This window comes from Deltaproteobacteria bacterium (assembly GCA_026712905.1).
In the GTDB taxonomy this organism is placed as follows: domain Bacteria; phylum Desulfobacterota; class Binatia; order UBA9968; family JAJDTQ01; genus JAJDTQ01.
Genome location: JAPOPM010000223.1, coordinates 110,810 through 134,028, shown reverse-complemented (window position 1 = coordinate 134,028; position 23,219 = coordinate 110,810). Strand labels below are relative to the sequence as shown.

The 23,219-nt window shown below is 66.5% G+C and carries 23 protein-coding genes; 22 read left to right on the top strand and 1 reads right to left on the bottom strand.

Annotated features, from left to right (window positions below; translation table 11 throughout):
* Positions 1-76: 76 nt before the first annotated feature.
* From OXF11_19125 to aspS, 4 genes are all read left to right on the top strand, one after another.
* Positions 77-427 (top strand): DUF2384 domain-containing protein, encoded by a 351-nt coding sequence (locus OXF11_19125; protein ID MCY4489210.1) that lies wholly within the window; start codon positions 77-79, stop codon positions 425-427.
* Positions 428-440: 13 nt separating this feature from the next.
* Positions 441-956: an RES domain-containing protein gene (locus tag OXF11_19120; GenBank protein MCY4489209.1), complete on the top strand. Its 516-nt coding sequence runs from the start codon at positions 441-443 to the stop codon at positions 954-956.
* A gap of 184 nt (positions 957-1,140) precedes the next feature.
* Positions 1,141-2,394 (top strand): histidine--tRNA ligase, encoded by a 1,254-nt coding sequence (gene hisS / locus OXF11_19115; protein MCY4489208.1) that lies wholly within the window; start codon positions 1,141-1,143, stop codon positions 2,392-2,394.
* A gap of 28 nt (positions 2,395-2,422) precedes the next feature.
* Positions 2,423-4,195 carry an aspartate--tRNA ligase gene (gene aspS / locus OXF11_19110; GenBank protein ID MCY4489207.1) on the top strand — a complete coding sequence of 591 codons (1,773 nt, stop codon included), beginning with the start codon at positions 2,423-2,425 and terminating at the stop codon, positions 4,193-4,195.
* A 32-nt stretch (positions 4,196-4,227) separates the two neighbouring features.
* Here aspS and def read toward each other — a convergent pair whose 3' ends face one another.
* A complete protein-coding gene (gene def / locus OXF11_19105; protein ID MCY4489206.1) occupies positions 4,228-4,761 on the bottom strand; it encodes a peptide deformylase in 534 nt (177 codons plus the stop codon).
* A gap of 222 nt (positions 4,762-4,983) precedes the next feature.
* Between def and OXF11_19100 the strand changes: the two genes are divergently transcribed.
* From OXF11_19100 to lpxB, 18 genes are all read left to right on the top strand, one after another.
* On the top strand, positions 4,984-5,472 hold the full coding sequence (locus OXF11_19100) for an Rrf2 family transcriptional regulator (protein MCY4489205.1): 489 nt from the start codon (positions 4,984-4,986) through the stop codon (positions 5,470-5,472).
* Positions 5,473-5,527: 55 nt separating this feature from the next.
* On the top strand, positions 5,528-6,985 hold the full coding sequence (sufB, locus tag OXF11_19095; protein MCY4489204.1) for a Fe-S cluster assembly protein SufB: 1,458 nt from the start codon (positions 5,528-5,530) through the stop codon (positions 6,983-6,985).
* A gap of 31 nt (positions 6,986-7,016) precedes the next feature.
* Entirely contained in the window at positions 7,017-7,781 is a 765-nt protein-coding gene (sufC, locus tag OXF11_19090) for a Fe-S cluster assembly ATPase SufC (protein MCY4489203.1), read from the top strand.
* Positions 7,778-9,100 carry a Fe-S cluster assembly protein SufD gene (sufD, locus tag OXF11_19085; GenBank protein ID MCY4489202.1) on the top strand — a complete coding sequence of 441 codons (1,323 nt, stop codon included), beginning with the start codon at positions 7,778-7,780 and terminating at the stop codon, positions 9,098-9,100. Before sufC ends, sufD begins: the two co-directional genes overlap by 4 nt.
* Before the next feature lie 74 nt (positions 9,101-9,174).
* Positions 9,175-10,440 carry a cysteine desulfurase gene (locus OXF11_19080; protein ID MCY4489201.1) on the top strand — a complete coding sequence of 422 codons (1,266 nt, stop codon included), beginning with the start codon at positions 9,175-9,177 and terminating at the stop codon, positions 10,438-10,440.
* Positions 10,433-10,885 (top strand): SUF system NifU family Fe-S cluster assembly protein, encoded by a 453-nt coding sequence (locus tag OXF11_19075; GenBank protein MCY4489200.1) that lies wholly within the window; start codon positions 10,433-10,435, stop codon positions 10,883-10,885. Before OXF11_19080 ends, OXF11_19075 begins: the two co-directional genes overlap by 8 nt.
* A 29-nt stretch (positions 10,886-10,914) precedes the next feature.
* The gene (locus OXF11_19070; protein ID MCY4489199.1) at positions 10,915-11,238 is read left to right on the top strand and encodes a DUF59 domain-containing protein; all 324 of its coding nucleotides are present in this window, start codon (positions 10,915-10,917) and stop codon (positions 11,236-11,238) included.
* A 165-nt stretch (positions 11,239-11,403) separates the two neighbouring features.
* Positions 11,404-12,879 carry a lysine--tRNA ligase gene (gene lysS / locus OXF11_19065; protein ID MCY4489198.1) on the top strand — a complete coding sequence of 492 codons (1,476 nt, stop codon included), beginning with the start codon at positions 11,404-11,406 and terminating at the stop codon, positions 12,877-12,879.
* Between the two features lie 2 nt (positions 12,880-12,881).
* On the top strand, positions 12,882-14,126 hold the full coding sequence (locus OXF11_19060) for an FtsX-like permease family protein (protein MCY4489197.1): 1,245 nt from the start codon (positions 12,882-12,884) through the stop codon (positions 14,124-14,126).
* A 6-nt stretch (positions 14,127-14,132) separates the two neighbouring features.
* A complete protein-coding gene (locus OXF11_19055) occupies positions 14,133-14,816 on the top strand; it encodes an ABC transporter ATP-binding protein (GenBank protein ID MCY4489196.1) in 684 nt (227 codons plus the stop codon).
* Between the two features lie 181 nt (positions 14,817-14,997).
* Positions 14,998-17,337, top strand: a complete 2,340-nt coding sequence (gene bamA, locus OXF11_19050; GenBank protein MCY4489195.1) for an outer membrane protein assembly factor BamA — start codon at positions 14,998-15,000, stop codon at positions 17,335-17,337.
* Between the two features lie 54 nt (positions 17,338-17,391).
* On the top strand, positions 17,392-17,916 hold the full coding sequence (locus OXF11_19045) for an OmpH family outer membrane protein (protein ID MCY4489194.1): 525 nt from the start codon (positions 17,392-17,394) through the stop codon (positions 17,914-17,916).
* Positions 17,913-18,968: a UDP-3-O-(3-hydroxymyristoyl)glucosamine N-acyltransferase gene (gene lpxD / locus OXF11_19040; protein ID MCY4489193.1), complete on the top strand. Its 1,056-nt coding sequence runs from the start codon at positions 17,913-17,915 to the stop codon at positions 18,966-18,968. Before OXF11_19045 ends, lpxD begins: the two co-directional genes overlap by 4 nt.
* Before the next feature lie 4 nt (positions 18,969-18,972).
* Positions 18,973-19,401 (top strand): 3-hydroxyacyl-ACP dehydratase FabZ, encoded by a 429-nt coding sequence (gene fabZ / locus OXF11_19035; GenBank protein MCY4489192.1) that lies wholly within the window; start codon positions 18,973-18,975, stop codon positions 19,399-19,401.
* A gap of 27 nt (positions 19,402-19,428) precedes the next feature.
* Positions 19,429-20,205, top strand: coding sequence for an acyl-ACP--UDP-N-acetylglucosamine O-acyltransferase (gene lpxA, locus OXF11_19030; protein MCY4489191.1), 777 nt, complete (start codon positions 19,429-19,431; stop codon positions 20,203-20,205).
* A gap of 14 nt (positions 20,206-20,219) precedes the next feature.
* The gene (lpxI, locus tag OXF11_19025) at positions 20,220-21,044 is read left to right on the top strand and encodes a UDP-2,3-diacylglucosamine diphosphatase LpxI (protein ID MCY4489190.1); all 825 of its coding nucleotides are present in this window, start codon (positions 20,220-20,222) and stop codon (positions 21,042-21,044) included.
* Positions 21,041-21,973, top strand: a complete 933-nt coding sequence (locus OXF11_19020) for a Gfo/Idh/MocA family oxidoreductase (protein ID MCY4489189.1) — start codon at positions 21,041-21,043, stop codon at positions 21,971-21,973. The genes lpxI and OXF11_19020 overlap by 4 nt, the downstream gene beginning before the upstream one ends.
* Positions 21,973-23,154 (top strand): lipid-A-disaccharide synthase, encoded by a 1,182-nt coding sequence (lpxB, locus tag OXF11_19015; GenBank protein MCY4489188.1) that lies wholly within the window; start codon positions 21,973-21,975, stop codon positions 23,152-23,154. Before OXF11_19020 ends, lpxB begins: the two co-directional genes overlap by 1 nt.
* The last annotated feature ends 65 nt before the right edge of the window (positions 23,155-23,219 follow it).

The window sequence follows — 23,219 nt, the reverse complement described above, 5'->3', positions numbered from 1 at the left end:
ACCATTCCCGAGAGAGCGTTCGACTGGAAACTCAAGCCGTATAGCGGTAAAATGCGTCAAAAGTTGCGAGGTCATCATGCTGCTCGGAGAGTTCGTGAAGGATCAGATATTTTCTCCGGTACTCATCGCGGAGGCGCTCCGTACTACCAAGTCGGAGATCGCCGGGACTTTGGGGCTGGGTCGAGACGCGTTCTCACGAGCCTCACGGATACGAGCGCGGAAGACACAGGTTCGTCTTCGCCAGATGTTGGAGATTCTCAATCGCGTAGAGTCCGAAACGGGCTCACCTCTGGCGGCGTATGCCTGGTTTCGATCCGAACCGTTGCCCGGCTTCGGTGGCGCCACCGCGGATTCGTTGTTGCGCCAAGGCAGGGCTGATCAGGTGCATGCCCACCTGGATCGGATCATGGCCGGCGGATACGCCTGATCTCCGTCATCCCATGCGGTTCCGAGGGATCGTGTATCGAGCCCACAATCCGCAATGGTCCTGGACACCGTTGTCGGGCGAGGGCGCACAACGCCACGGGGGACGCTTCAACCGGCGCGGGGTCCCTGCGCTCTACACCTCTCTAGACCCTATGACGGCAATTCGTGAGGCGCAGCCGTTGGGCCGTTCCCTGCAGCCCATCACGCTGTGTGCCTACGAGGTCGATGCCGATCCCGTGTTCGACACGCGTGACAACTCTGAGCGGGCAGCGCTGAAGGTAGCCGATCCGGAACTCGCATGTCCGACCTGGGAAGCGGAAATGCTGGCAGGCCGGGCTCCGGCGTCACAGAGGCTTGCCGACCGCCTGATCGAAGCCGGTTACGTTGGGATGCTGGTCCGAAGCTTTGCCGTCGGGACCGGAATCGATGAACTCAATCTGGTGCTCTGGCGATGGAGCGCCGACCGGCCCAGCCGTGTGACCCTGATCGACGATGAAGCACGCCTTGTGCGTAACGGAGACCGGAACTGACAATCCGTGAACAAAACCGAGAAGTTCACCGCCGTCGGCCGCGGGCTCTTTGTTTGACTTTCCACCACGCCTCTGTTAGCTCGTACCCATCCTGGCAGCACGTGCTTGAGTCCTCCTGCCATCGAACACCGACTCCCCTCAGGACAATGATGATTGCGGCTTGCGCGCCCGTTTGGTGGTGCATATGAACCTGACGCGTATCAAGGGCTTCGCCGACGTTCTGCCCGGAAACGTGGAGACGTGGCAGCGCATCGAAAGGGCGGCCGAACGGGTATTTGCGAGCTACAACTTCAAGGAGATTCGCATACCCGTCCTCGAGAAGTCGGAGCTCTTTTCCCGTTCCCTGGGCGAGTCCACCGACGTCATCGAGAAGGAGATGTACACCTTCGCCGACCGTGACTCCCAGGCGACGCTGCTGAGCCTGCGGCCGGAGGGAACCGCCGGGGTGGTGCGGGCGTATGGCGAGGGCAAGCTCCACCAGGTGGAGCCGGTGCGCAAGCTCTACTATCTCGGCCCCATGTTCCGCCGGGAACGTCCCCAGAAGGGCCGGCTGCGGCAGTTCCACCAGATCGGCGCCGAGGTCTTCGGCCGCACCGATCCCTACGTCGACGCCGAGTTGCTGCTGTTGCTGCGGGACCTGTGGGAGGACCTCGGGGTGGCCGATACGGTCCTGGAGGTGAACTCCATCGGCTGCGCCGATTGCCGCCCGGGCTACCGCGCGGCGCTGGTGGCGTTCCTGGAGGAGCGCCGGGCCGAGCTGTGCGCCGACTGCGACCGCCGGCTGGGGACCAATCCCCTGCGCGTGCTGGACTGCAAGCGGCCGTCTTGCGGCGAGATCGTGAGCGCGGCGCCGTCGATCCTTTCGCATCTTTGTGACGACTGCCGGAGCCACTTCGACACGGTGCTGGATCTGCTCCAGGATCTCCGGCCGGAGCCGGTGGTGAACCCGCGCCTGGTGCGCGGCCTGGACTACTACTGCCGGACCACCTTCGAGTGGAAGGCCGGTTCGGGACTGGGGAGCCAGAACACCGTCGCCGCGGGCGGCCGCTACGACGGGCTGGTACAGTCCCTGGGAGGGCCGCCGGTGGCGGGCGTGGGCTTCGCCCTGGGGGTGGAGCGCCTGGCGCTGCTCCTGTCGGAAGCGGACACGGACGAGAGCGACGCGCCGCTGCTCTATCTCGCGTGGATGGGAGAGGAAGCCCAACGGTGGACGTTCGCCCTGGCCCACCGGCTGCGCCGGCGCGGTCGCCGGGTGGACCTGGAAGGCGAGGCCCGGAGCCTCAAGAGCCAGATGCGCCGGGCGGACAAGCAAGAGGCCAGCGTGGTGCTCATCGTCGGCCCCGACGAGATGGAGAAGGGCAGGGCACTGGTGCGCCACATGGCGACCAAGGAACAGACCGAGGTGGATTTTGCGGACGTTGAGGAAAGTCTCGGGTGAACACGTGAACGAGCGGAATGTGGATCTGATGGGCGATTGGCAGCGGAGCTGCCGCTGCGGCGAGCCGGGCGAGGGCGACGTGGGCCGGGAACTGACGCTGATGGGCTGGACCCAGTCCGTGCGGGACCACGGCGGTCTTCTCTTCATCGACCTGCGGGACCGCTCCGGCATGGTCCAGGTGGTGCTGAACCCCGAGGTGACGCCCGAGGCCCACGACAAGGCCAAGCGGGTGCGTTCCGAGGACGTGCTGGCGGTGCGCGGAACGCTGGTGCACCGGTCCGAGGAGACCGTGAATCCCAACATCGCCACCGGCGCGCTGGAACTGATGGCGCGGGAGCTGCGGGTGCTCAACCCGTCGCGGGTGCCGCCGTTTCCCGTCGACGACGAGGTCGAGCCCACCGAGACCAGCCGCTTCCGTTACCGCTATCTCGACCTGCGGCGCCCGCGCGGCCTGCGCCCCCTGGAGATCCGCCACCGGATGCTGTCCACCATCCGCAACCATCTGAACGACCTGTCGTTCATGGAGGTGGAGACCCCCGTGCTCACCAAGAGCACGCCCGAGGGCGCGCGCGACTACCTCGTTCCCAGCCGCATGCACCCGGGCAAGTTCTACGCGCTGCCCCAGTCGCCCCAGCTCTTCAAGCAGATCCTCATGGTGGGCGGCGTGGACCGCTATTTCCAGATCGTGCGCTGCTTCCGCGACGAGGACCTGCGCATGGACCGGCAGCCCGAGTTCACCCAGCTCGACATCGAGATGTCCTTTGTGCAGCCCGAGGACATCTTCGACATGGTAGAGGGCATGATGGCGCGGGTGTTTCGGGAGGTCCGTGGGGTGGAGCTGGAGACGCCGTTCCGGCGCTTGAGTTGGGAGGAGGCCATGGGGCGGTACGGCACGGACAAGCCCGACCTGCGCTTCGGCCTGGAGCTGGTGGAGCTGTCGGACACGTTCCGCGACTCCAAGGTTGCCATCTTCACGCGCGCCCTGGCGGCCGGCGGTATCGTCAAGGGCCTGCGGGCGCCTGGGGCCGGCGACCTGTCGCGCAAGGAACTGGACGATCTCACCGAGCTGGTGGGCCGTTACGGCGCCAAGGGCCTCGCCTGGATCAAGGTCACCGACAGCGACTGGCAGTCGCCGCTGACGAAGTTCCTGAGCGAGGCGGAGAAGGACGCGCTCCGCGATCTCACCGGGGTGCAGCCCGGCGACGTCATCTTCATGCTCGCGGACGACTTCGACGTCGTCAACGAGGGCCTTGCCAACCTGCGGCTGGAGATGGGCCGGCGCCTCGGCCTCGTGCAGGAGGGCGTCCAGGCGTTCGCATGGGTCCTCGACTTCCCGCTGGTGGAGTGGAGGAAGGCCGAAGGCCGCTACACCGCCGTGCACCACCCGTTCACCGCCCCGCGGGAGGAAGACCTGCCGCTGCTGGAATCCGACCCCGCCCGGGTGAAGTCCCGCGCCTACGACCTGGTGCTCAACGGCATGGAACTGGGCGGCGGCAGCATCCGGATCCATTCCCCCGAACTGCAACGGCAGGTGCTGTCGCTGCTCGACGTGAACCCCGACACCGTGGAGGACCAGTTCGGCTTCCTCCTGGAAGCCCTGGATCTCGGCGCACCCCCGCACGGCGGCATCGCCTTCGGCGTCGACCGGATGGCCATGCTGCTGAGCGACTCGCCGGCGATTCGAGACGTCATCGCGTTTCCGAAGAGCCAGCGCGCGGTGTGCATGCTGACGGAAGCGCCCACCGCGGTGGACCCAAGACAGCTTGGGGAGTTGCAGATCCGGACGTTGGCTGGGGACTAGACCGAATTGGACCGAACGCCGTTCGTTGACATTTATCGATTGGTCCAATACCGTGCCAACTCGGTGAGGTAGGTCAGCGTCGTGAGATCGGGCATGCGGTCCATGTAGACGTGGCCGCGCAGGTGGTCCACTTCGTGCTGGATGACGCGTGCGTGGAAACCCTCGGCGACGAAATCCAGCGCGTGGCCGTCCCGGTCCAGCGCGGTCACTCGCAGGCGCTTGTAGCGGGGCACCCGGCCGCGGATCTCGGGGATGCTCAGGCAGCCCTCCCAGTCGTCTTCCGTTTCGTCATCCAGCGGTACGATCTCGGGGTTGACGAGGACGGACAGGGGCACGGCGTCCTTGCCGGGGTAACGGGCGTTGTCCGCCACTTCCAAAACCGCCACCTGCATGGATTCGTGGACCTGGACCGCGGCCAGGCCCACCCCCTGGTACTCGCGCATGGTGACGACCATGTCGTCGATGAAACGCTGGAAATCCGCCTTACCTACGATTTCAGCGGGAACCGCGCGGGCCGGCCTGCGCAGCACGGGATTGCCCAGGCGGGCGACCTTGAGAATGGCCATGCGGCCTTGGTAGCACGGGGATTTCCGCACCTTCAAGCCGCCTTTCCCGTTCGGCCAAGGCCCTCTTGAAGTCGACAGCCCCCGGTTCCTTTGGGCGACAGGATGGGTGTTTGACAACATGGACGCTTTAGGTCTATGTTTGATTCACGACGTTCCACGTACGGAAGAACTCCCGGGAGTTCTGAACCAAAGCTCTGAAACAACCTCGTCAGGGGATCCAGCATGCAAGAATCCGCTGTGAATTCCGTCAGGGCCACGGCCGACCGAAGCTCGCTGATGAACATCGGCAGGAAGGTCGACTATGCCGTGCGGGCGCTTTCGTATCTTGCGGCCCAACCGGAGCAGTGGGTGGTGGGCAGCAAGGAGATCGCCGCGCGACAGGACATTCCGACGCACTACATGTCAAAGATCATGAAGGATCTCGCGGCGGCGGGGCTGGTGCGGTCCCACATGGGCCGCAAGGGCGGCTTCAGCCTGGCGCGGTCTCCGGAGTCCATCAGCGTCAAGGAAGTCTACGAAGCCGTGGAGAGGCCGCTCAGCCTGATGGAGTGTCTGGACAATCACTGCTGTCCCTATGACACGGTGTGCACGCAGATTTCCGTGTGGGAGCGGGCGCAGATGCTGTTGGTGGAATTCCTGGCCGGAGTCTCCATCGGGAGTCTTGCCGACCGGGAGGGGCTCAAGGGGCGCTTGAACGGGCTGCACAGTTGAATTTTTGTAGGTCGAAGGCGGACCCATTGGGTCCATCTTCGGACGGATGAAGGACATGGCGAAAACGGAACTGGATAGCGAACTGGTCGGAAGCGAGTACAAGTACGGCTTCGTTACCGACATCGAGGCGGAACACGTCCCGCCGGGCTTGAGCGAGGACGTGGTGCGGCTGATCTCGGCGAAGAAGGGCGAGCCGGAGTGGCTGCTGGACTGGCGGCTCAAGGCCTACCGCTACTGGACGAAGCTCGAGAAGTCGGAGGCGGAGCCCAAGTGGGCCAACGTGCATTATCCGCCCATCGACTACCAGGACATCATCTACTACTCGGCGCCCAAGACGAACAAGGACGGCCCCCAGAGCCTGGACGAGGTGGACCCGGAGCTGTTGGCCACCTACGACAAGCTGGGTGTGCCGCTGCACGAGCGCGAGGCCTTGGCTGGAGTGGCGGTGGACGCGGTGTTCGACAGCGTGTCGGTGGCCACGACCTTCAAGGACAAGCTGGCGGAGATGGGCATCATCTTCTGTTCGTTTTCCGAGGCCGTCCGGGAGCATCCCGAGTTGGTGCGCCAGTACCTGGGCTCGGTGGTGCCCTACAGCGACAACTTCTTCGCGTCGCTCAACTCCGCGGTCTTCAGCGACGGGTCGTTCTGCTACGTGCCCAAGGGCGTGCGCTGCCCCATGGAGCTGTCCACCTACTTCCGCATCAACGCGGCGCAGACGGGCCAGTTCGAGCGCACCCTGATCGTCGCCGACGCGGGCAGCTACGTCAGCTACCTGGAGGGCTGCACCGCGCCCATGCGCGACGAGAACCAGTTGCACGCCGCGGTGGTGGAGCTGGTGGCGCTGGAGGACGCGCAGATCAAGTACTCGACGGTGCAGAACTGGTACCCCGGCGACAAGGACGGCAAGGGCGGCATCTACAACTTCGTCACCAAGCGCGGCAAGTGCGCCGGGCGGAAGTCGAAGATCTCGTGGACCCAGGTGGAGACGGGCTCGGCCATCACCTGGAAATACCCGAGCTGCATCCTGCAGGGGGACGACTCGGTGGGTGAGTTCTACTCGGTGGCCGTGACCAACAACCGCCAGCAGGCGGACACCGGCACCAAGATGCTCCACGTGGGCAAGAACACCCGTAGCACCATCATCTCCAAGGGGATCTCGGCGGGCCACGGCCAGAACAGCTACCGCGGCCTGGTGAAGGTGCTCAAGGGCGCCGACAACGCGCGCAACTACTCCCAGTGCGACTCCCTGCTCATGGGCAGCGAGTGCGGCGCGCACACGTTCCCGTACCTGGAGGTGAAAAACAACTCGGCGCACATCGAGCACGAGGCCTCCACCTCCAAGATCGGCGAGGACCAGATCTTTTACTGCCGGCAACGCGGCATCAAGGAAGAGGACGCCGTCTCCATGATCGTCAACGGCTTCTGCCGCGAGGTCTTCCGGGAGTTGCCCATGGAATTCGCCGTCGAGGCCCAGCGGCTGCTGGACGTGAGCCTCGAGGGCAGCGTCGGCTGACGCCGTCTTTAGACCATTTCGGATGTAGACAATGCTTGAAGTTCGCAACCTGCATGCGCGCGTGGAGGGGAAGGAAATCCTCCGCGGCATCGACCTGACGGTAAAGGCGGGCGAGGTCCACGCCATCATGGGCCCCAACGGCTCGGGCAAGAGCACGCTGGCCCAGGTGCTGGCGGGCCGGGACACCTACGAGGTCACCGAGGGGGAAGTCCTCTACAAGGACCAAGCTCTGTTGGAGATGGCGCCGGAGCTGCGCGCCGTCGAGGGCCTCTTCCTGGGCTTCCAGTATCCGGTGGAGATCCCCGGTCTCAACAGCCTCTACTTCCTGCGCGCGGCGGTGAATGCGGCGCGTGCCCACCGTGGCGAGGAGGAGCTGGACGCGGTGGACTTCATGGCCCTCGCCAAGGAGAGGATGAAGACGGTGGAGATGGGCGAGGACCTGTTACGCCGTCCGGTCAACGCGGGCTTCTCCGGCGGCGAGAAGAAACGCGCCGAGATCTTCCAGATGACCATGCTGGAGCCCACCCTGGCGATCCTGGACGAGACCGATTCCGGCCTTGACATCGACGCGCTGAAGGTGGTGTCCCACGGCATCAACCTGTTCCGCGGGCCGGAGCGCGCCCTCATTCTGGTGACGCACTATCAGCGGCTGCTCGACTACGTGGTGCCCGACGTGGTCCACGTGATCCACAACGGCCGGCTGGTGAAGTCCGGCGGCAAGGAGCTGGCGCGGGAGCTCGAGGACACCGGTTACTCCTGGGTGGAGGAGACGGCCGGCCCGGGAAGCGGAGCATGACCGGGACGACGGCCGAGCAGCAGGGCTACCTCGAGGACTTCGAGAAGCTCGCGGCGCGCGCCTCGCGCAACGGCGGCGCCTGGGTCGGCGACCTGCGCCGCGGGGCCATGGAGCGCTTCCGCTCCCTGGGATTCCCCACGACGCGCGACGAGGAGTGGAAGTACACGAGCCTGGAGGCGCTGCGGCGGGCGCGCCTGCGCACGGTGGACGCGCCGGCGTCGATACCGGCCGGTGGGTTTGACCCGTTCGATGCCGGCGGATGGGAGCGTTACGAGTTGGCGTTTCCGTGGACCGGCAAGGAGGCGACCCGCCCGGAGGCGAGCGACGGGCAGGACGAGGACCTCTTCGTCGGCCGCCTGGCGGAGGCCGTGGAGCAGCGGCTCCCGTGGGTGGAAGCGCACCTCGGGCGTCACGCCGACTATGACGGACACGCGCTCCGTGCGCTCAACACGGCCTTCGTCGAGGACGGCGGCGCGGTTCGGGTGGGGCGTGGGCGAACCCTCGACAGGCCGGTCCACCTGGCCTTCCGCGCGGACCCCGCACAGGCGCCCGACCGCATCGTGCATCCGCGCACGCTGGTGGTGGTGGGCGCGGGCAGCCGGCTCACGCTGGTGGAAACCTACGCGGGCTCTGGCGACGCGGTCTACTGCACCAACGCCGTCACCGAGATCGTCCTGGAGGACGACGCCGAGCTGGACCACTACCGTCTGGTGCGCGAGGGCGGCGGGACGTTCCATATCGGAACGGTGCAGGTGCACCAGGCACGCAACAGCCGCTACCGCTCGCATTCGGTGACCACGGGCGGCGCCATCACGCGCGTGGAGTTGAACGCGCTGCTCGATGGCGAGGGCGCGGACTGCATGCTGCACGGACTCTACGTCGCCGCCGGCGCGCAGCACGTGGACAGCCGCACGGCCATCGAGCACGCCAGGCCCCACGGCACCAGCCGCGAGCTGTACAAGGGCGTGCTCAACGATCGGGCACGGGCGGTGTTCAACGGCAAGATCGTGGTGCGTCAGGAGGCGCAGAAGACCGACGCGCGGCAGTCCAACCGGAACCTGATGCTGTCGAGGGACGCGGAGATCGACAGCAAGCCGCAGTTGGAAATCCTGGCCGACGACGTGCGCTGCGCCCACGGCACCACCATCGGCCAACTGGAAGAGGACGAAATGTTCTACCTGCGCTCACGCGGGCTGAACGCGGCAGTGGCCCGGAAGCTGCTCGTGCACGGCTTCGCCAGCGAGATCCTCGACGGCGTCGCCATCGAGCCCTTGCGGGACGGGCTGACGAGCCGGGTGCTCGCGGAGTTGGGCGCATGACGGCAATGGAGCGGGCGTCCCGAGCGTAGCGAAGCGAAGTCGAAGGATTGATCCGGTTCTTTTCGAGAAGGAGCATGGAACAGGTCAGGACCACAGGTTGGAACGGGATGGAGGACGGCTTCGACGTGGCGCGGGTGCGCGAGGATTTTCCGATCCTCGGCGAGAGCGTCCACGGCAAGCCCCTGGTCTACCTCGACAACGCGGCCACGGCGCAGAAGCCGCGGTCGGTGATCGAGCGCGTGGCACACTACTACGAAACCGAGAACTCCAACATCCACCGCGGCGTGCATCGCCTGAGCGAGCAGGCCACCCGCGCCTACGAGGACGCCCGCGGTGCGGTTCGGCGTTTCCTCAACGCGGCGGAGGACCGGGAGATCGTGTTCGTGCGCGGCGCCACCGAGGCCATCAACCTCGTGGCCCGGTGCTACGGCGGCGCCAACCTGGAGGCGGGGGACGAGGTGATCATCTCCGCCATGGAGCACCACTCCAACATCGTGCCGTGGCAGCTCATCTGCCAGGAGAAGGGCGCGCTCCTCCGGGTCATTCCGGTGGACGACCGCGGCGACGTCGTCATGGAGGCGTATCACCGGCTGCTGGGGCCGCGCACCCGCATCGTGGCGTTGCCGCACGTGTCCAACGCCCTGGGCACGGTGAACCCCATCAAGGAAATGATCGCGGAGGCACACCGGGCGGACATCCCGGTGCTCATCGACGGCGCCCAGGGGGCGCCCCACGCCGCCGTGGACGTGCGCGACCTGGACTGCGACTTCTACGCCTTCTCCAGCCACAAGCTCTACGGCCCCACCGGTGTCGGCGTGCTCTATGGGAAGGCCGGGCTGCTGGAGGCCATGCCGCCCTACCAAGGGGGCGGCGACATGATCCTCACGGTGAGCTTCGAGGCCACCGAGTACAACGCGCTGCCCTACAAGTTCGAGGCCGGCACCCCGAACATCGCCGGGGTCATCGGCCTGGGCGCGGCCGTCGAGTACCTCACCGGCCTGGGCGTGGAGGCGGTGGCGGCCCACGAGGACCGGGTGTTGGCCTACGCGCTGGAGCGGCTCACGCGCATACCGGGGCTGCGGCTCATCGGCACGCCCGCGCGCCGGGCGTCGCTGGTGTCGTTCGTCTTCGGCGACGTGCACGCCCATGACATCGGCACCATCCTGGACCAGGAGGGCGTCGCCGTGCGCACCGGCCACCACTGCGCCATGCCCGTGATGGACCGGTTCAACGTGCCCGCCACGGTGCGCGCGTCGTTCGCGTGCTACAACACCGAGGCCGAGGTGGAGGTGCTGGCCGAGGGACTCGAGAAGGTAAGGAGGCTGTTCGACGGTGTCTGACCTGAGGGACCTCTACCAGGAGCTGATCCTGGACCATAACCGCAAGCCGCGGAACTTCGGGCCGCTGGCCGATGCCAACCGCAGTGCCCGGGGCGTGAACCCGCTGTGCGGCGACAAGGTCGCGGTCCATCTGCGCGTGGAGGACGGCCGCGTGGCGGGCGTCAGCTTCGAGGGCACGGGTTGCGCCATCTCCATCGCCTCCGCCTCGGTCATGACCGAGAGCCTGAAGGAGCGGAGCTGCGACGATGCCAAAGAGCTGTTCGAGCGGTTTCACCAGATGGTGGCGACCGACAACGGCGGCGGCATCGACGGCCCCGGCCTGGGCAAGCTGGAGGCGTTCGCGGGCGTACGCGACTATCCGGCGCGGGTGAAGTGCGCTACGCTGGCATGGCACACGTTGTGCGCGGCCTTGGACGGCGAGGACAAGGCCGTGAGCACCGAGTAGGGCGGCGCAAGCCGGACCGGGAGACATTCGTGGAAAGCGTTGCGGAGCAGAAGGACATCGAACGGCGCGCCATCGAGGCGATACAGACCTGCTACGACCCCGAGGTGCCGGTGAACATCCACGAAATGGGCCTGATCTACGGCGTGGAAGTGGACCCCCTCGGAGAGGTGACGGTCACCATGACTCTCACCGCGCCCAACTGCCCGGCGGCCCAGTCCCTTCCCGCGGAGGTGGAAGAGAAGGTGCGGGCAGTGGACGGCGTTACGGACGTGCATGTCGACATCGTCTGGGAGCCGCCCTGGGACCCCAGCCTCATGTCGGACGCGGCCAAGCTTCAGCTCGGGATGCTGTGACCCTTGTGCCCTGCGTTCCAGGAAGAGTACTTGTACAGCAGGCGGTGCCAAAACTCGTGAGAGAGGGACCTTACGAGACGTCGTTCCCCACCCCTGGATTCCCGCTTTCGCGGGAATGACGCGTCGTAAGGCCCTACCGGCTCCGAGCAGAACTTCCGAAGACACATGGATGAAGCCAACGAGCAGATGGCGGTGCGCCGCCAGAAGGTGGCGCAGCTCCAGGCGCAGGGCCTACCCGTCTATCCCAACGACTTTCGCCCCAGCCACACGGCGGGGGACGTCCGCGAACGGCACGGCGACCTCGACGCGGCCGCGCTGGAAGCGTTGACCGAAGAGTTCACGCTGGCGGGGCGCATCCGCGCGCACCGGCCCCACGGCAAGGCGGCGTTCTTCGAACTGGAGGACCGCACCGGCAGGCTCCAGGTCTACGCGCGCAAGGACAAGCTCGGAGACGAGGCCTACGCGCGCGTGCGCGCGGCCGACGTGGGCGACGTTGTCGGCGTGGCGGGCCGGCTGTTCCGCACCCGCACCGACGAGTTGACCATCGAGGCGCGGGAAGTCCGGCCGCTGAGCAAGTGCATCCGCCCGCTACCGGAGAAGTGGCACGGCTTGAAGGACGTGGAGACCCGCTACCGGCAGCGCTACGTGGACCTGATGGTGAACCCGGACGTGCGCGAAGTTTTCCGCAACCGCTCGCGCATCATCTCGCTCATACGCCGTTTCCTGGAGCAGCGCGGCTTCCTCGAGGTCGAGACCCCCATGATGCAGTCCATGGCGGGCGGCGCGGCGGCCAAGCCCTTCGTGACGCACCACAACGCCCTGGACCTGGACCTCTACCTGCGGGTGGCGCCGGAGCTGTTCCTCAAGCGCCTGCTGGTGGGCGGGCTGGAGCGCGTCTTCGAGCTCAATCGCAACTTCCGCAACGAGGGCCTGTCCACGCGCCACAACCCCGAGTTCACCATGGTGGAGTTCTACCAGGCCTACGCCGACTACCGCGACATGATGGAGCTCACCGAGGAGCTGTTCGTGGAACTGGCGCAGGCCGTGCGCGGGAGCCTGCGCATCCCGTGGGGCGAGCACGAGGTGAACCTGGAGCGGCCCTGGCAACGGCTTTCCCTGACCGAGGGCGTGGCGCGCCATGCCGGTGTGGAAGCGTCGGAGCTGGCGAGCGTGGAGGTCCTGCGCAAGCTCGCCGAGCGGCATTCCCTCAAGGTCGACCCGAAGCTCGGTCGCGGCAAGCTCCTGGTGGAGCTGTTCGAGCATCTGGTGGAGCCGCGCCTGATCCAGCCCACGTTCGTCATCGGCTATCCCCTGGAGGTGTCGCCGCTGGCGCGCCGGAACGAGGCGGACCCGGAGTTCGTGGATCGTTTCGAGCTTTTCATCGGCGGCAGGGAGCTGGCCAATGCCTTCTCCGAGCTCAACGACCCGGCCGACCAGCGGTGCCGCTTCGAGGAGCAGGCGGCGGCCCGGCGGGCCGGCGACGACACCGCCTGCGAGGTGGACGAGGATTACGTGCGCGCCCTGGAGTACGCCATGCCGCCGGCGGCGGGCGAGGGCATCGGCATCGACCGCCTGGTGATGCTTCTGACCGACTCCCCCTCGATCCGCGACGTCATCCTCTTCCCGCTGCTGCGTTCCTGACCATGCCGTACGAGTTGTTCGTAGGGCTGCGTTATCTGCGGGCCCGGCGCAGCGAGCGGTTCATCTCCCTGCTCACCGTCATTTCCGTGCTCGGAGTGATGATCGCGGTGGTCACCCTCAACGTGGTGATCGCGGTGATGACCGGCTTCGAAGAGGTGCTGCGCGACCGGCTCCTGGGTCTCAACGCTCACGTGCTCCTGGTCCGGCCGGCCAGCTATCTGCGGGGCTACGACGAGCTCGCCCAACGCGTCGGCGAGCGCGACGACGTGGTCTCGGCCGCGCCCATGCTCACCGGGCATATCATCCTCACCTCCCGAAGCCGGGTTTCGGGTGTGGTCGTTCGCGGCATCGATCCGGACCGTTCCAGCGTGGAGCTTGAAGAACACCTGCGGGAGGGACGCCTGGACGGTCTGAAGACGCGCACCCCGGTGACGGTGGACGGCCGGGAACTGCGGCTCCCGGGCATCATCATCGGCGACCGGCTCGCGGAACAGCTCCGGGTGGGTTTGGGCGACGCGCTGCAGGCGGTGTCGCCCATCGGCAGTCCCACCGCCGTGGGCATCATCCCGCGCATCCGGCGCTTCGCCGTGGCCGGCATCTTCGATTCGGGCATGCGCGAGTATGACAGCGGTTTGGCGTTCCTCGGTCTCCCGGCGGCCCAGGACTTCTTCGGCGTGGGCAAGGTGGCCACCAGCATCGAGATCACCGTCACCGACGTGGGCAACGCCGTGGCCATTGCCGCCGGCATCCAGGAGGATGTCGGCGAACGCTACCGGGTGGAGGACTGGACGCGCCTGTGGCCCAACCTGTTCGCCGCGCTGCGCCTGGAGAAGACGGTGTATTTCCTGGTGCTCCTGCTGATGGTGCTCATCGCCGCCTTCAACATCGTCTCGACCCTCATCATGGTGGTGATGGAGAAGCGCAAGGACATCGCGGTGCTGCGCTCCATGGGGGCTTCCCGCGGCAGCATCCGCTGGATCTTTCTGTTGAAGGGTTGGATCATCGGCGCCGCCGGCACCGTGCTGGGCGTGGTGGTCGGCTACGTGCTCGCGCGGCTCATCGAACGCTACCAGTTCATCGATCTGCCCGAGGACGTCTTCGTGGTCTCCACGGTGCCGGTGAGCATCTCGCCGCTCTATTTCGCCCTGGTGGCGCTGGCCTCCCTTGTCATTTGCTGTCTCGCCAGCATCTACCCGGCGCGGCAGGCGGCGCGGCTTCATCCCGTGGACGTGATCCGTTACGAGTAGTCGGCCATGGCGGCGCTGATCGAAATACGCGGACTCGTCAAGTCCTACACCAGCGGCGACCGGCGCGTGGACGTGCTCGCGGACCTCGACCTGGCGCTGGAACAAGGCGAGCGGCTCGCCATCATCGGCGAGTCCGGCGTGGGCAAGAGCACGTTGCTGTACATCATCGGCACCCTCGACCAAGCCGATCGGGGCACGCTGCGCTACGAGGGACGGGACGTCACCGGCTGGAGCGACGACGAGATCTCCGCCCTGCGCAACCGCGTCATCGGCTTCGTCTTCCAGCTTCATCACCTGCTCCCCGACTTCAACGCCCTGGAGAACGTCATGATGCCGGCCCTGATCGCGCGCTGGGACCGGCCCCGCGCGCGCGCCTCCGCCCTGGAGTTGCTGGACGCGGTGGGCCTGGCTCACCGGCTGACGCACCGGCCCGGGGAGTTGTCCGGCGGGGAGCAGCAGCGGGTGGCGATTGCGCGCGCGCTGATCCTTGGACCGCAGCTCATGCTCGCCGACGAGCCCACGGGCAACCTGGATCCCGGGACCGCGGGCGAGATAGAGGATTTGCTGTGCGGTCTCAACGAAGAGCGCGGTCTGGGCTTGATCGTCACGACCCACAACCGTCATCTCGCGGGACGCATGAACCGGCGGCTCGAACTGCGCGAGGGGCGCCTGTTCGAGCTCTCGGAATGATCGCCGGAGCCTCGTGCGCGGCGCCGCGCCAGGGCCTCCAGGTGTTTACGGCCCTTCGGAATTGCTTTACAACGGCCGGTGAACTTGCTAGCAGGACATTGCACGATACATGCCTTTTTCGGCGTATTGACTCATGCGAATTACAATTGGGGGAAGAATCGCCACGGTCCTTGTGGCCGGGATGTGTTGTATTGCCGGTTGGCATGGGCTGGCCGTCGCCCAGTCCCAGGTCAGCGAGGTCCGCGTCGCGGGCAACCTGAGGGTGGAGGAGGACGCCATCCGGCTGAGCATCGAGACCCAGCCGGGGCAACCGTTCGACGCCGAGATGGTGAACCGGGACGTCAAGGCCATCTACCGCATGGGTCTTTTCGACGACGTGAGCGCCGACTTCTCCGCCGCCGGCGTTCTGACCTACACGGTCAGGGAACGCCCGTACGTGAGGGAGGTCCGGATCGTGGGCAACGACCAGGTGTCCACGGACGACATCGAAGCCGCCCTGGGCGTCCAGCTACGCACGGCCCTGGACAACGCGCGTTTGCAGGAAGGACTGCAGCGGGTGCTGCGCCTCTATGGCGAAGCCGGCCACGTCAATACCCGTGTCGACTACCGGCTGACCCCGGCCGAGAACAATCAGACCACCGTGACCCTGACCATCGTCGAGGGCGAGACGTTGCTGATCCACAAGATCACTCTCGAGGGCAACCGGGCCTTCTCCGACGACGAATTGAAGGATGTCATGGATACGAAGGAGCGGTGGTTCATCCCCTTCACCAGCCGCGGCCGCCTGGATCCGGACGTCCTTACCAACGACACCACGCAGTTGTCGGCCTTGTACTACGACCACGGGTTCGTGGACCACAAGGTCGACGAGCCCATCGTCCTGCCCCGGGGCGAAGGTCTGGATGTCGTGATCCGCATCCAGGAGGGCGAGCGCTACCGCGTCGGAGAGGTGAGGGTCGGCGGGGACATCGGCCGGACGCCGGAACGGCTCCTGGAACGGGTCAGCCTCACTTCGGGGCAGGTGTTCCGCCGGAGCCGCCTGCTCAACGACGTCACCGCACTGCAGGAACGCTACGCGGACCGCGGCTACGCGTTCGTTGAGGTGACTCCCCAGACACGTTTCAACGTCGAGGAGCGGCTGGTGAACGTGACCTACCTTGTCAAGCAGGGGCCGCTGGTCTACTTCGACGAGGTGAGAATCGCGGGCAACGTCAAGACCCGGGACAAGGTGATCCGGCGGGAGCTCGAAGTGGCGGAAGAGACACGGTTCTCCTCCGCGAGGGTCAGGGAGAGCCGCAACTCCCTGTTGCGCACGGGTTTCTTCAAGGACGTCACCGTGTCCACGGAGAAGGCCGAGCGGGATGACCGGATCAACCTGCTGGTGAAAGTGGAGGAAGCGCCCACCGGTGCCTTCAGCGTGGGCGCGGGCTACAGCACCGCCAGCGGGTTCTCCTTCCGCACCTCCCTGGAGGAACGCAACCTCTTCGGCACCGGACGGCGAGTGTCCGCGGACCTCACGTTGAGCAGCACCGACCAGGACATCGTCCTGGGTTACGTGGAACCGCGCATTTTCGACACCCGAACGGATCTCGGTTTCGACGTTTTTCACACGACCGCCGAATACGCCACCTGGACCAATCAGCGCACGGGTTTCGCCACCCGGGTCAGCACTCCCTTGCGCTACGTCCGTCTGCCGTACTTCGGGCGTCGCGCGGACGTCTGGCGGGGCGATGACCCGGACGTGGAGCCCGGATTCTCCGTTCTGGACCACCTGCACGGTGGGATAGGCTACACGTTCTTCCGTTCCAAGGTCACGGACGTGGGGGAGGACGCGCCGCGGAGCATCGAGGAGGGCGAATCCACCACGAGTGCGGTCACCCCGAGGCTTTCCTACGACACCCGCAATCACTTCTTCTCCCCCACCGCGGGGACGCGCTCCTCGCTGTCCATCAAGCTGGCCGGACTTGGGGGAGATAACCGCTTCGTCCGCAGCGATTTGTCCGTCGGCTGGTACTATCCCATTCTCGCGAATTTCGACTGGGGCAAGAGCTTCGCCTTGCTGCTCGGAGGCCGGATCGGCTACGGAGACTCCTGGACGGAACGGGAACTGCCGCTGTTCGAACGCTACTTCGCGGGTGGCATCAATTCGGTGCGCGGTTACGAGTATCGTACCCTGGGCCCGCGAGAATGCCCCAGGGACACGCCCGACACGCCCGACACGTCCGATTGTGACGCCGAAGTCGTGGGCGGCAACAAGCTGCTCATCCTCAAGACCGAGTTGCACTTTCCGATCGCGAATCAATGGGGATTCCGGGGCTCTCTCTTTTTCGACCAGGGGCAGGCGTTCGGCCCCTCCGAGAATATCCGTATCGAGGACTTGAGGCGCTCGGTGGGGTTGGCGATGCGGTGGCAGTCGCCCATCGGTCCGGTTAGACTGAGTTGGGCCTTCCCGGTGAACGCGGAGCCGACCGATCGCAAGGAGCTTCTCGGATTCGCGTTTGGAGCGCTCGGCGGTTTTTGACGGCGCCGGTGGGCCGAGCCGCATTTTTGAGCTTTAGTCTTTCTGGAGGTTACGGTGACCCGAGTCTGCCTGGTTCTCTTGTCGACGCTGCTGCTGACCCCCGCGTGGGGCCAGGAACTCAAGGTCGGGTTCGTCAATCTTCAGAGGGCCATCAGCTTGTCCGAGCGCGGCAAGAGTGCGCGCGCGCAGTTTCGGGCCTCGGTCAAGGACAAGCAGGACGCATTGCGGAAGGAGCAACAGGCCATCGAGAAGGAGCAGCGGGACTTGCAGAAGCAGGGCGTCCTGATGAAGGAAAGCGAGAGGGCCAAGGCGCAGCTCCGCTTCCAGCGCCGCGTGCGCGACTACGAACGCGACAAGCGCGACATGCAGGAGGAACTGGCCCTCAGGGAACGCGAGGTCACCGACGGGATCCTGAAGGAACTGCAAAAGATCATCGCGGAACTGGGCAAGACCGGGAAGTTCACCATGATTCTCGAACGGGGCCAGCTTCTCTACACGGACAAGGGAACCGACGTCACCGATGACGTGATCAAGCTTTACAACGAGCGCTTTCGGAAGACGGCCGACAAGGACAGGTGACCACCTCAGGCAAATCGCTCGCGGACCTCGCCGAGTTCGTCGGCGGACGGGTGGTCGGTGACGCGGACGTGACCATCGAGAGGGTGTCCTCCATCGAGGATGCCGGCCCGGGGGACATCACTTTCCTGACCCACCCACGCTACCGGCGCCATATGGCCGCCTGCAAGGCCGGCGCGGTCATCGTGGCCCATGACCTGCGCACGGACACCTCGCTCAACCTTCTTCGCGTCGAGGATCCCCACCGGGCATTCGCGCGGATTCACGCCTTGTTCAATCCCCCGGCCGTGCACGCGGCGGGCGTCAGCCCCTTGGCCGCGGTCGATCCATCCGCTGTCGTTGAACCGAGCGCCAGCCTCTATCCTCACTGCCACGTGGGCAAGGACGCCCGGGTTGGAGAGGGGACCGTTCTCATGCCGGGTGTGTCCGTCGGAGCGGGGACGCGGCTCGGCCGTGGTTGCGTGTTGCATCCCAACGTGACGGTGGCGGCGGGCTGCCGGATCGGCGACGGCGTCATTGTTCACGCGGGCGTGGTCATCGGCAGCGACGGCTTCGGCTACGTGGGCCACGGTCCACGGCGCCTCAAGGTGCCGCAGGCCGGGATCGTGGAGATCGGCGACAACGTGGAGATCGGCGCCAACACCACCATCGATCGGGCGACCATCGGCAGCACTCGCATCGGCGCGGACACGAAGATCGATAATCTCGTGCAGATAGGGCACAATGTGGTGATCGGCGAACGCTGTCTGATCGTCGCCCAGACAGGCATCGCGGGCAGCGCGGTGGTGGGCGACGACGTGGTGCTCGCCGGACGGGTAGGCGTGAGCGACCACGTGGAGATCGGCTCCCGGTCGGTGATCGGACCCAGGAGCACCATTGTGCAATCGGTGCCGCCCGGTTCCATGCTCTCCGGGCTGATCACGGCCGCGCCGCACAAGGAGTGGCTCAGGGTGATCCGGCTCCTGCCGAAGCTGCCCTCGCTTTGGCGTCGGGTCGCCGAGATCGAGCGAGCCTTGCGTTTGACGGCCTCTACGGAGGACAAGGAGGTCCCGTAGCGAAATGATCGACGTAACCGAGATACGCAAGCTGATCCCGCATCGTTATCCGTTCCTTCTGGTGGATCGAATCGTGGAGCTCGAGCCCGACCGGCGTATCGTGGGCATCAAGAACGTCAGCATCAACGAGAGCTTCTTCCAGGGCCACTTTCCCGACAAGCCCATCATGCCGGGCGTGCTGATCTGCGAAGCCATGGCGCAGGTGGGCGCCATCTTCGCGCGTTGCAGCGACCAGTTGTCGGACAAGGTCTTCGTCCTCACCGGCCTCGACCGGGTGAAGTTCAAGCACCCGGTGGAGCCGGGCGATCAGTTGCGTATCGAGTTGGAAATCCTGCGGCGGCGCAAGCACTATTGGCGCCTTGGCGCGCATGCGACGGTGGACGGAAAGCGCGTGGCGGAGGCGGAATTGTCCGCCATGGAGATGCCCGTGTGACCTGCGCGCGGCGCTGAGGGGAGGAGCATGGTCCGGGTGCATCCCACCGCTGTGGTGCATGCGGGCGCGGAGCTCGACGACGACGTCGAGATCGGGCCGTACACGGTCGTCGGCTCGGGGGTGAGCGTCGGCAGGGGCACGCGCATCAAGTCTCACGTGGTGGTGGAAGGGAACACGGCCCTCGGCCGGGACAACGTCATCCACCCGTTCGCCACCGTGGGTTCCGTTCCGCAGGACCTCAAGTACCAGGGCGAGGACAGCCGCTTGGTCGTCGGTGACGGCAACGCCATCCGCGAATTCGTTTCCTTGAACCCCGGGACCCGCGGCGGCGGAATGCTCACCCGGGTGGGGCAACGGAACCTCTTGATGATGCAATGCCACATCGCCCATGACTGCATCGTCGGCGACGACAACATCGTCGCCAACGGGGCCATGCTCGGAGGCCACGTGCGGGTCGGAAACCGGACGGTCATCGGCGCCCTGGTGGGCGTTCACCAGTTCGTCGCCATCGGCAGCGGGGCCATCGTCGGCGCGGGCTCGATGGTCTCCAAGGACGTGCCGCCGTACTGCAACGCCACCGGGGACCGTGTGAAGCTGCGCGGTCTGAACGTCGAGGGGCTGCGGCGGCAGGGTTTCGACCAGAGCCGCGTGGCGGCACTGCGGCGCACGTACCGCATCCTCTTCCGGTCCGGGTTGCGGGTTCCGGAGGCGCTGGCGCGGGTGCGCGCGGAGGTGCCGCGAACCCGGGAAGTGGAGCAGATGATCGACTTCGTGGAAAGCTCCAGGCGGGGGATCTGCCGCTGAGCCGGATGGCGGAAATGCCGGCGGACCGGGTCGGGCTGATCGCCGGCAGCGGACGGTTCCCGTTGATATTCGCGCGCAACGCGCGACAGGCCGGGGTGCGCGTCATCGCGGTGGCGCACCATGGGGAAACGGACCCGGAGATCGAGCAGTTCGCGGCGGAGGTCACCTGGATCCGGGTAGGGCAGTTGGGGCGGATCATACGAACCTTCCACAAGGCCCACGTTCGTCACGCGGTCATGGCGGGCGGCATCCGCAAGGTCCGCATGTTCTCGAACTTCAGGCCCGATCCCAGAGGGCTGGCGTTGCTGGCGCGGATGCGGCGCCGGGACGACGACCACCTCTTGCGCGGGGTTGCCGGAGAGCTCGAGGGCGAGGGTATCCGGGTGGTCCCTTCAACGGTCTTCCTCGAACGCATCGTTCCCGGTACGCCTGGCGTATTGACCCGCACCGAGCCGAGCGCGCTGCAATGGCGGGACGTGCGTCTGGGAATCCCCATGGTGAAGACGCTCGGGCGCATGGGCATCGGTCAGACCCTGGTGCTGAAGGAGGGGGTCGTTCTGGCCGTGGAAGCCGTCGAGGGTACGGACGCCGCCATCCGCCGCGGCGGCGAGATCGTGGAGGGTTCCATCGTGGTGGTGAAGATGAGCAAGCCGGACCAGGACCTGCGCTTCGACGTGCCTGCCATCGGCCCGGGGACCATCGAGGTCCTGCGGGAAGCAGGGGGCGGCGTGCTCGCGGTGGAGTGTGAGCGGTCGATTCTGCTGGACAGGGAGGAGCTGCTGGCGGCCGCCGACGATGCGGGCATCGCCGTGGTCGCGGTGGCCTCGGAGCCGGAATGAGCAGGCAGGCCCCCATCGCGGTGGGTGTGATCGGCGTGGGCTACGCCGGCAGCCTCCATGCGGCCAAGTACGCGGCTTTGCCCTCCGCCGAGCTTGTGGCCGTGGCCGACGTCGACGAACGGCGCGCGCAAGAGGCCGGCGCACGCTACCGCGTGCCCGCGGTCACCGATTTCCGCCGAGTCCTCGAGCGCGTGCGTTGCGTGAGCATCGCGGTGCCGACGCAGCAACACTACCGGGTCGCTCGCGCTTGCCTGGAGGCGGGAGTCGATGTGCTCGTGGAAAAGCCCATCACCTCGACGGTGGCCGACGGTTGCGAGTTGGTGAAGACCGCGCGCCGCCACGGCCGCATCCTTCAGGTGGGACATCTGGAGCGCTTCAATCCGGTGGTGCGCGCACTCTCCTCGGTGATATCGGCGCCCAGGTTCGTGGAGTGCCACCGCTTGGCGCCGTTCATTGCCCGGGGCACGGACGTCGACGTGGTGCTGGACCTGATGATTCACGACATCGACGTGATCTCCAGCCTGGTGCACGCGCCCGTGGCTCAAATCGACGCCACCGGCGTCACCGTGCTTACGGACAAGCCCGACATCGCCAACGCGCGCATTCGTTTCGAGGACGGATGCGTCGCCAACGTCACGGCGAGCCGGGTGTCGGTGAAGCGCGAGCGCAAGATTCGCTTCTTTCAGCACGACGCCTACATCTCGCTGGACTATGACGCCAAGAAGGCGCAGGTGTACCGCATGGAGGACCGGAGCCGGGGCTGGGACGGCATCTCGGGCGAAACCATCGTGACCGAGGGCGGCGATGCCCTCCGGGACCAGATCGAGTCGTTTCTGGAATCGGTGGCTGCCCGCAGGGACCCGGTGGTGAGCGGAGAGGACGGGCTGCACGCCCTGCGCATCGCCTCTGCCATAAGCGAGCGCTTGTGATGACGAATCACGCATCCCCGGGGAAGCGGGCGGCCGAGGTGATGCTGGTGTGCGGGGAAGCCTCGGGCGACGCCCGCGGGGCCGAGCTGGTGCGGATCCTGAGGCGGCGCGACCCGACGGTGGAGGTTTTCGGCATGGGCGGCGCAGGCCTGCGCCAGGCGGGCATGAAGGTGGTGCACGACTTCGCCAAGGTGTCGGGCGTGGGGTTTTGGGAGGTGGTGGGCAGCTTGCGCCACGTTTGGCTGGCCTACCGGCTCTTGCGGCGCCTGTTGCTGAGCACGCGCCCGGCCCTGCTTATTCTCATCGACTTCCCGGAGTTCAACATGCGGTTGGCGCGCCTTGCGCGGCGCCACGGCATCACCGTGCTCTACTACATCAGCCCGCAGGTGTGGGCCTGGCGCCGCTACCGCATCCGCCAGCTCGCCGCTTGCGTCGACGCCATGGCCGTGGTGTTCCCGTTCGAGGCCGAGCTGTACAAGTCCTCGGGCGTGCCGACCGTCAACTTCGTCGGACACCCCCTCGTGGACGTCGTCAACCCGAGCCGGGAGCGCGACGCCAGCCTTCAAGGGCTGGGGCTGGAAGCCGCGAAGCTCACCGTGGCGATCATGCCCGGCAGCCGGGAGAAGGAAGTGGCCTCGCTCATGGGTCCCATGCTGGACGCGGCGCGGGGTCTGGCGCGCGAGCGCGAGGTCCAGTTCGTTGTGATACGGGCCAGCACCATCGAGCCCGGCGAGTTGGAGCGGGCCGTGGCGGAAGCCCCCTTCACCGTGCGCATCGCCGACGGCGACGCCTACAACGTGTTGGCGGCGGCGGACCTCGTGTGGGTGGCGTCCGGGACGGCGACCCTGGAGGCGGGTCTGCTCAAGAAGCCCATGGTCATCACCTATCGTTTGTCGCCCCTGAGCTATTGGCTGGGGCGTCTGCTCATTCGGGTGGAGCATATCGGCATGGTGAACATCATCGCCGGCGAACGGGTGGTGCCCGAGTTGATCCAGAGCGAGGTCACGGCCGAGGGGATACTGGCCGAGACCCGGCGTCTGCTCCGGCCGGAGGTCCACCGGGCGGTGGTGGCGAAACTCGAGGCGGTGCGCCGGCGCCTGGGTCCTCCGGGCGCTCCCGGACGGGTCGCGGACATGGCGATGCGGTTGCTGGCACGCGCCGGCACGGGAGCGCCGTCATGACGCCCTACCGGCGTTTGCTCTCATATCTGAGACCCTACGTGTGGCCGCACTTTTCGGGGGCGGTC

Coding starts and splice junctions, on each gene's coding strand:
- def (MCY4489206.1), bottom strand. CDS start 4,761: ATGGCCATTCTCAAGGTCGCCCGCCTGGGCAATCCCGTGCTGCGCAGG.
- OXF11_19100 (MCY4489205.1), top strand. CDS start 4,984: ATGCAAGAATCCGCTGTGAATTCCGTCAGGGCCACGGCCGACCGAAGC.
- lpxB (MCY4489188.1), top strand. CDS start 21,973: ATGACGAATCACGCATCCCCGGGGAAGCGGGCGGCCGAGGTGATGCTG.
- OXF11_19120 (MCY4489209.1), top strand. CDS start 441: ATGCGGTTCCGAGGGATCGTGTATCGAGCCCACAATCCGCAATGGTCC.
- sufB (MCY4489204.1), top strand. CDS start 5,528: ATGGCGAAAACGGAACTGGATAGCGAACTGGTCGGAAGCGAGTACAAG.
- OXF11_19020 (MCY4489189.1), top strand. CDS start 21,041: ATGAGCAGGCAGGCCCCCATCGCGGTGGGTGTGATCGGCGTGGGCTAC.
- OXF11_19055 (MCY4489196.1), top strand. CDS start 14,133: ATGGCGGCGCTGATCGAAATACGCGGACTCGTCAAGTCCTACACCAGC.
- fabZ (MCY4489192.1), top strand. CDS start 18,973: ATGATCGACGTAACCGAGATACGCAAGCTGATCCCGCATCGTTATCCG.
- sufC (MCY4489203.1), top strand. CDS start 7,017: ATGCTTGAAGTTCGCAACCTGCATGCGCGCGTGGAGGGGAAGGAAATC.
- bamA (MCY4489195.1), top strand. CDS start 14,998: ATGTGTTGTATTGCCGGTTGGCATGGGCTGGCCGTCGCCCAGTCCCAG.
- OXF11_19125 (MCY4489210.1), top strand. CDS start 77: ATGCTGCTCGGAGAGTTCGTGAAGGATCAGATATTTTCTCCGGTACTC.
- sufD (MCY4489202.1), top strand. CDS start 7,778: ATGACCGGGACGACGGCCGAGCAGCAGGGCTACCTCGAGGACTTCGAG.
- hisS (MCY4489208.1), top strand. CDS start 1,141: ATGAACCTGACGCGTATCAAGGGCTTCGCCGACGTTCTGCCCGGAAAC.
- lysS (MCY4489198.1), top strand. CDS start 11,404: ATGGATGAAGCCAACGAGCAGATGGCGGTGCGCCGCCAGAAGGTGGCG.
- aspS (MCY4489207.1), top strand. CDS start 2,423: ATGGGCGATTGGCAGCGGAGCTGCCGCTGCGGCGAGCCGGGCGAGGGC.
- lpxA (MCY4489191.1), top strand. CDS start 19,429: ATGGTCCGGGTGCATCCCACCGCTGTGGTGCATGCGGGCGCGGAGCTC.
- lpxI (MCY4489190.1), top strand. CDS start 20,220: ATGCCGGCGGACCGGGTCGGGCTGATCGCCGGCAGCGGACGGTTCCCG.
- OXF11_19060 (MCY4489197.1), top strand. CDS start 12,882: ATGCCGTACGAGTTGTTCGTAGGGCTGCGTTATCTGCGGGCCCGGCGC.
- OXF11_19080 (MCY4489201.1), top strand. CDS start 9,175: ATGGAACAGGTCAGGACCACAGGTTGGAACGGGATGGAGGACGGCTTC.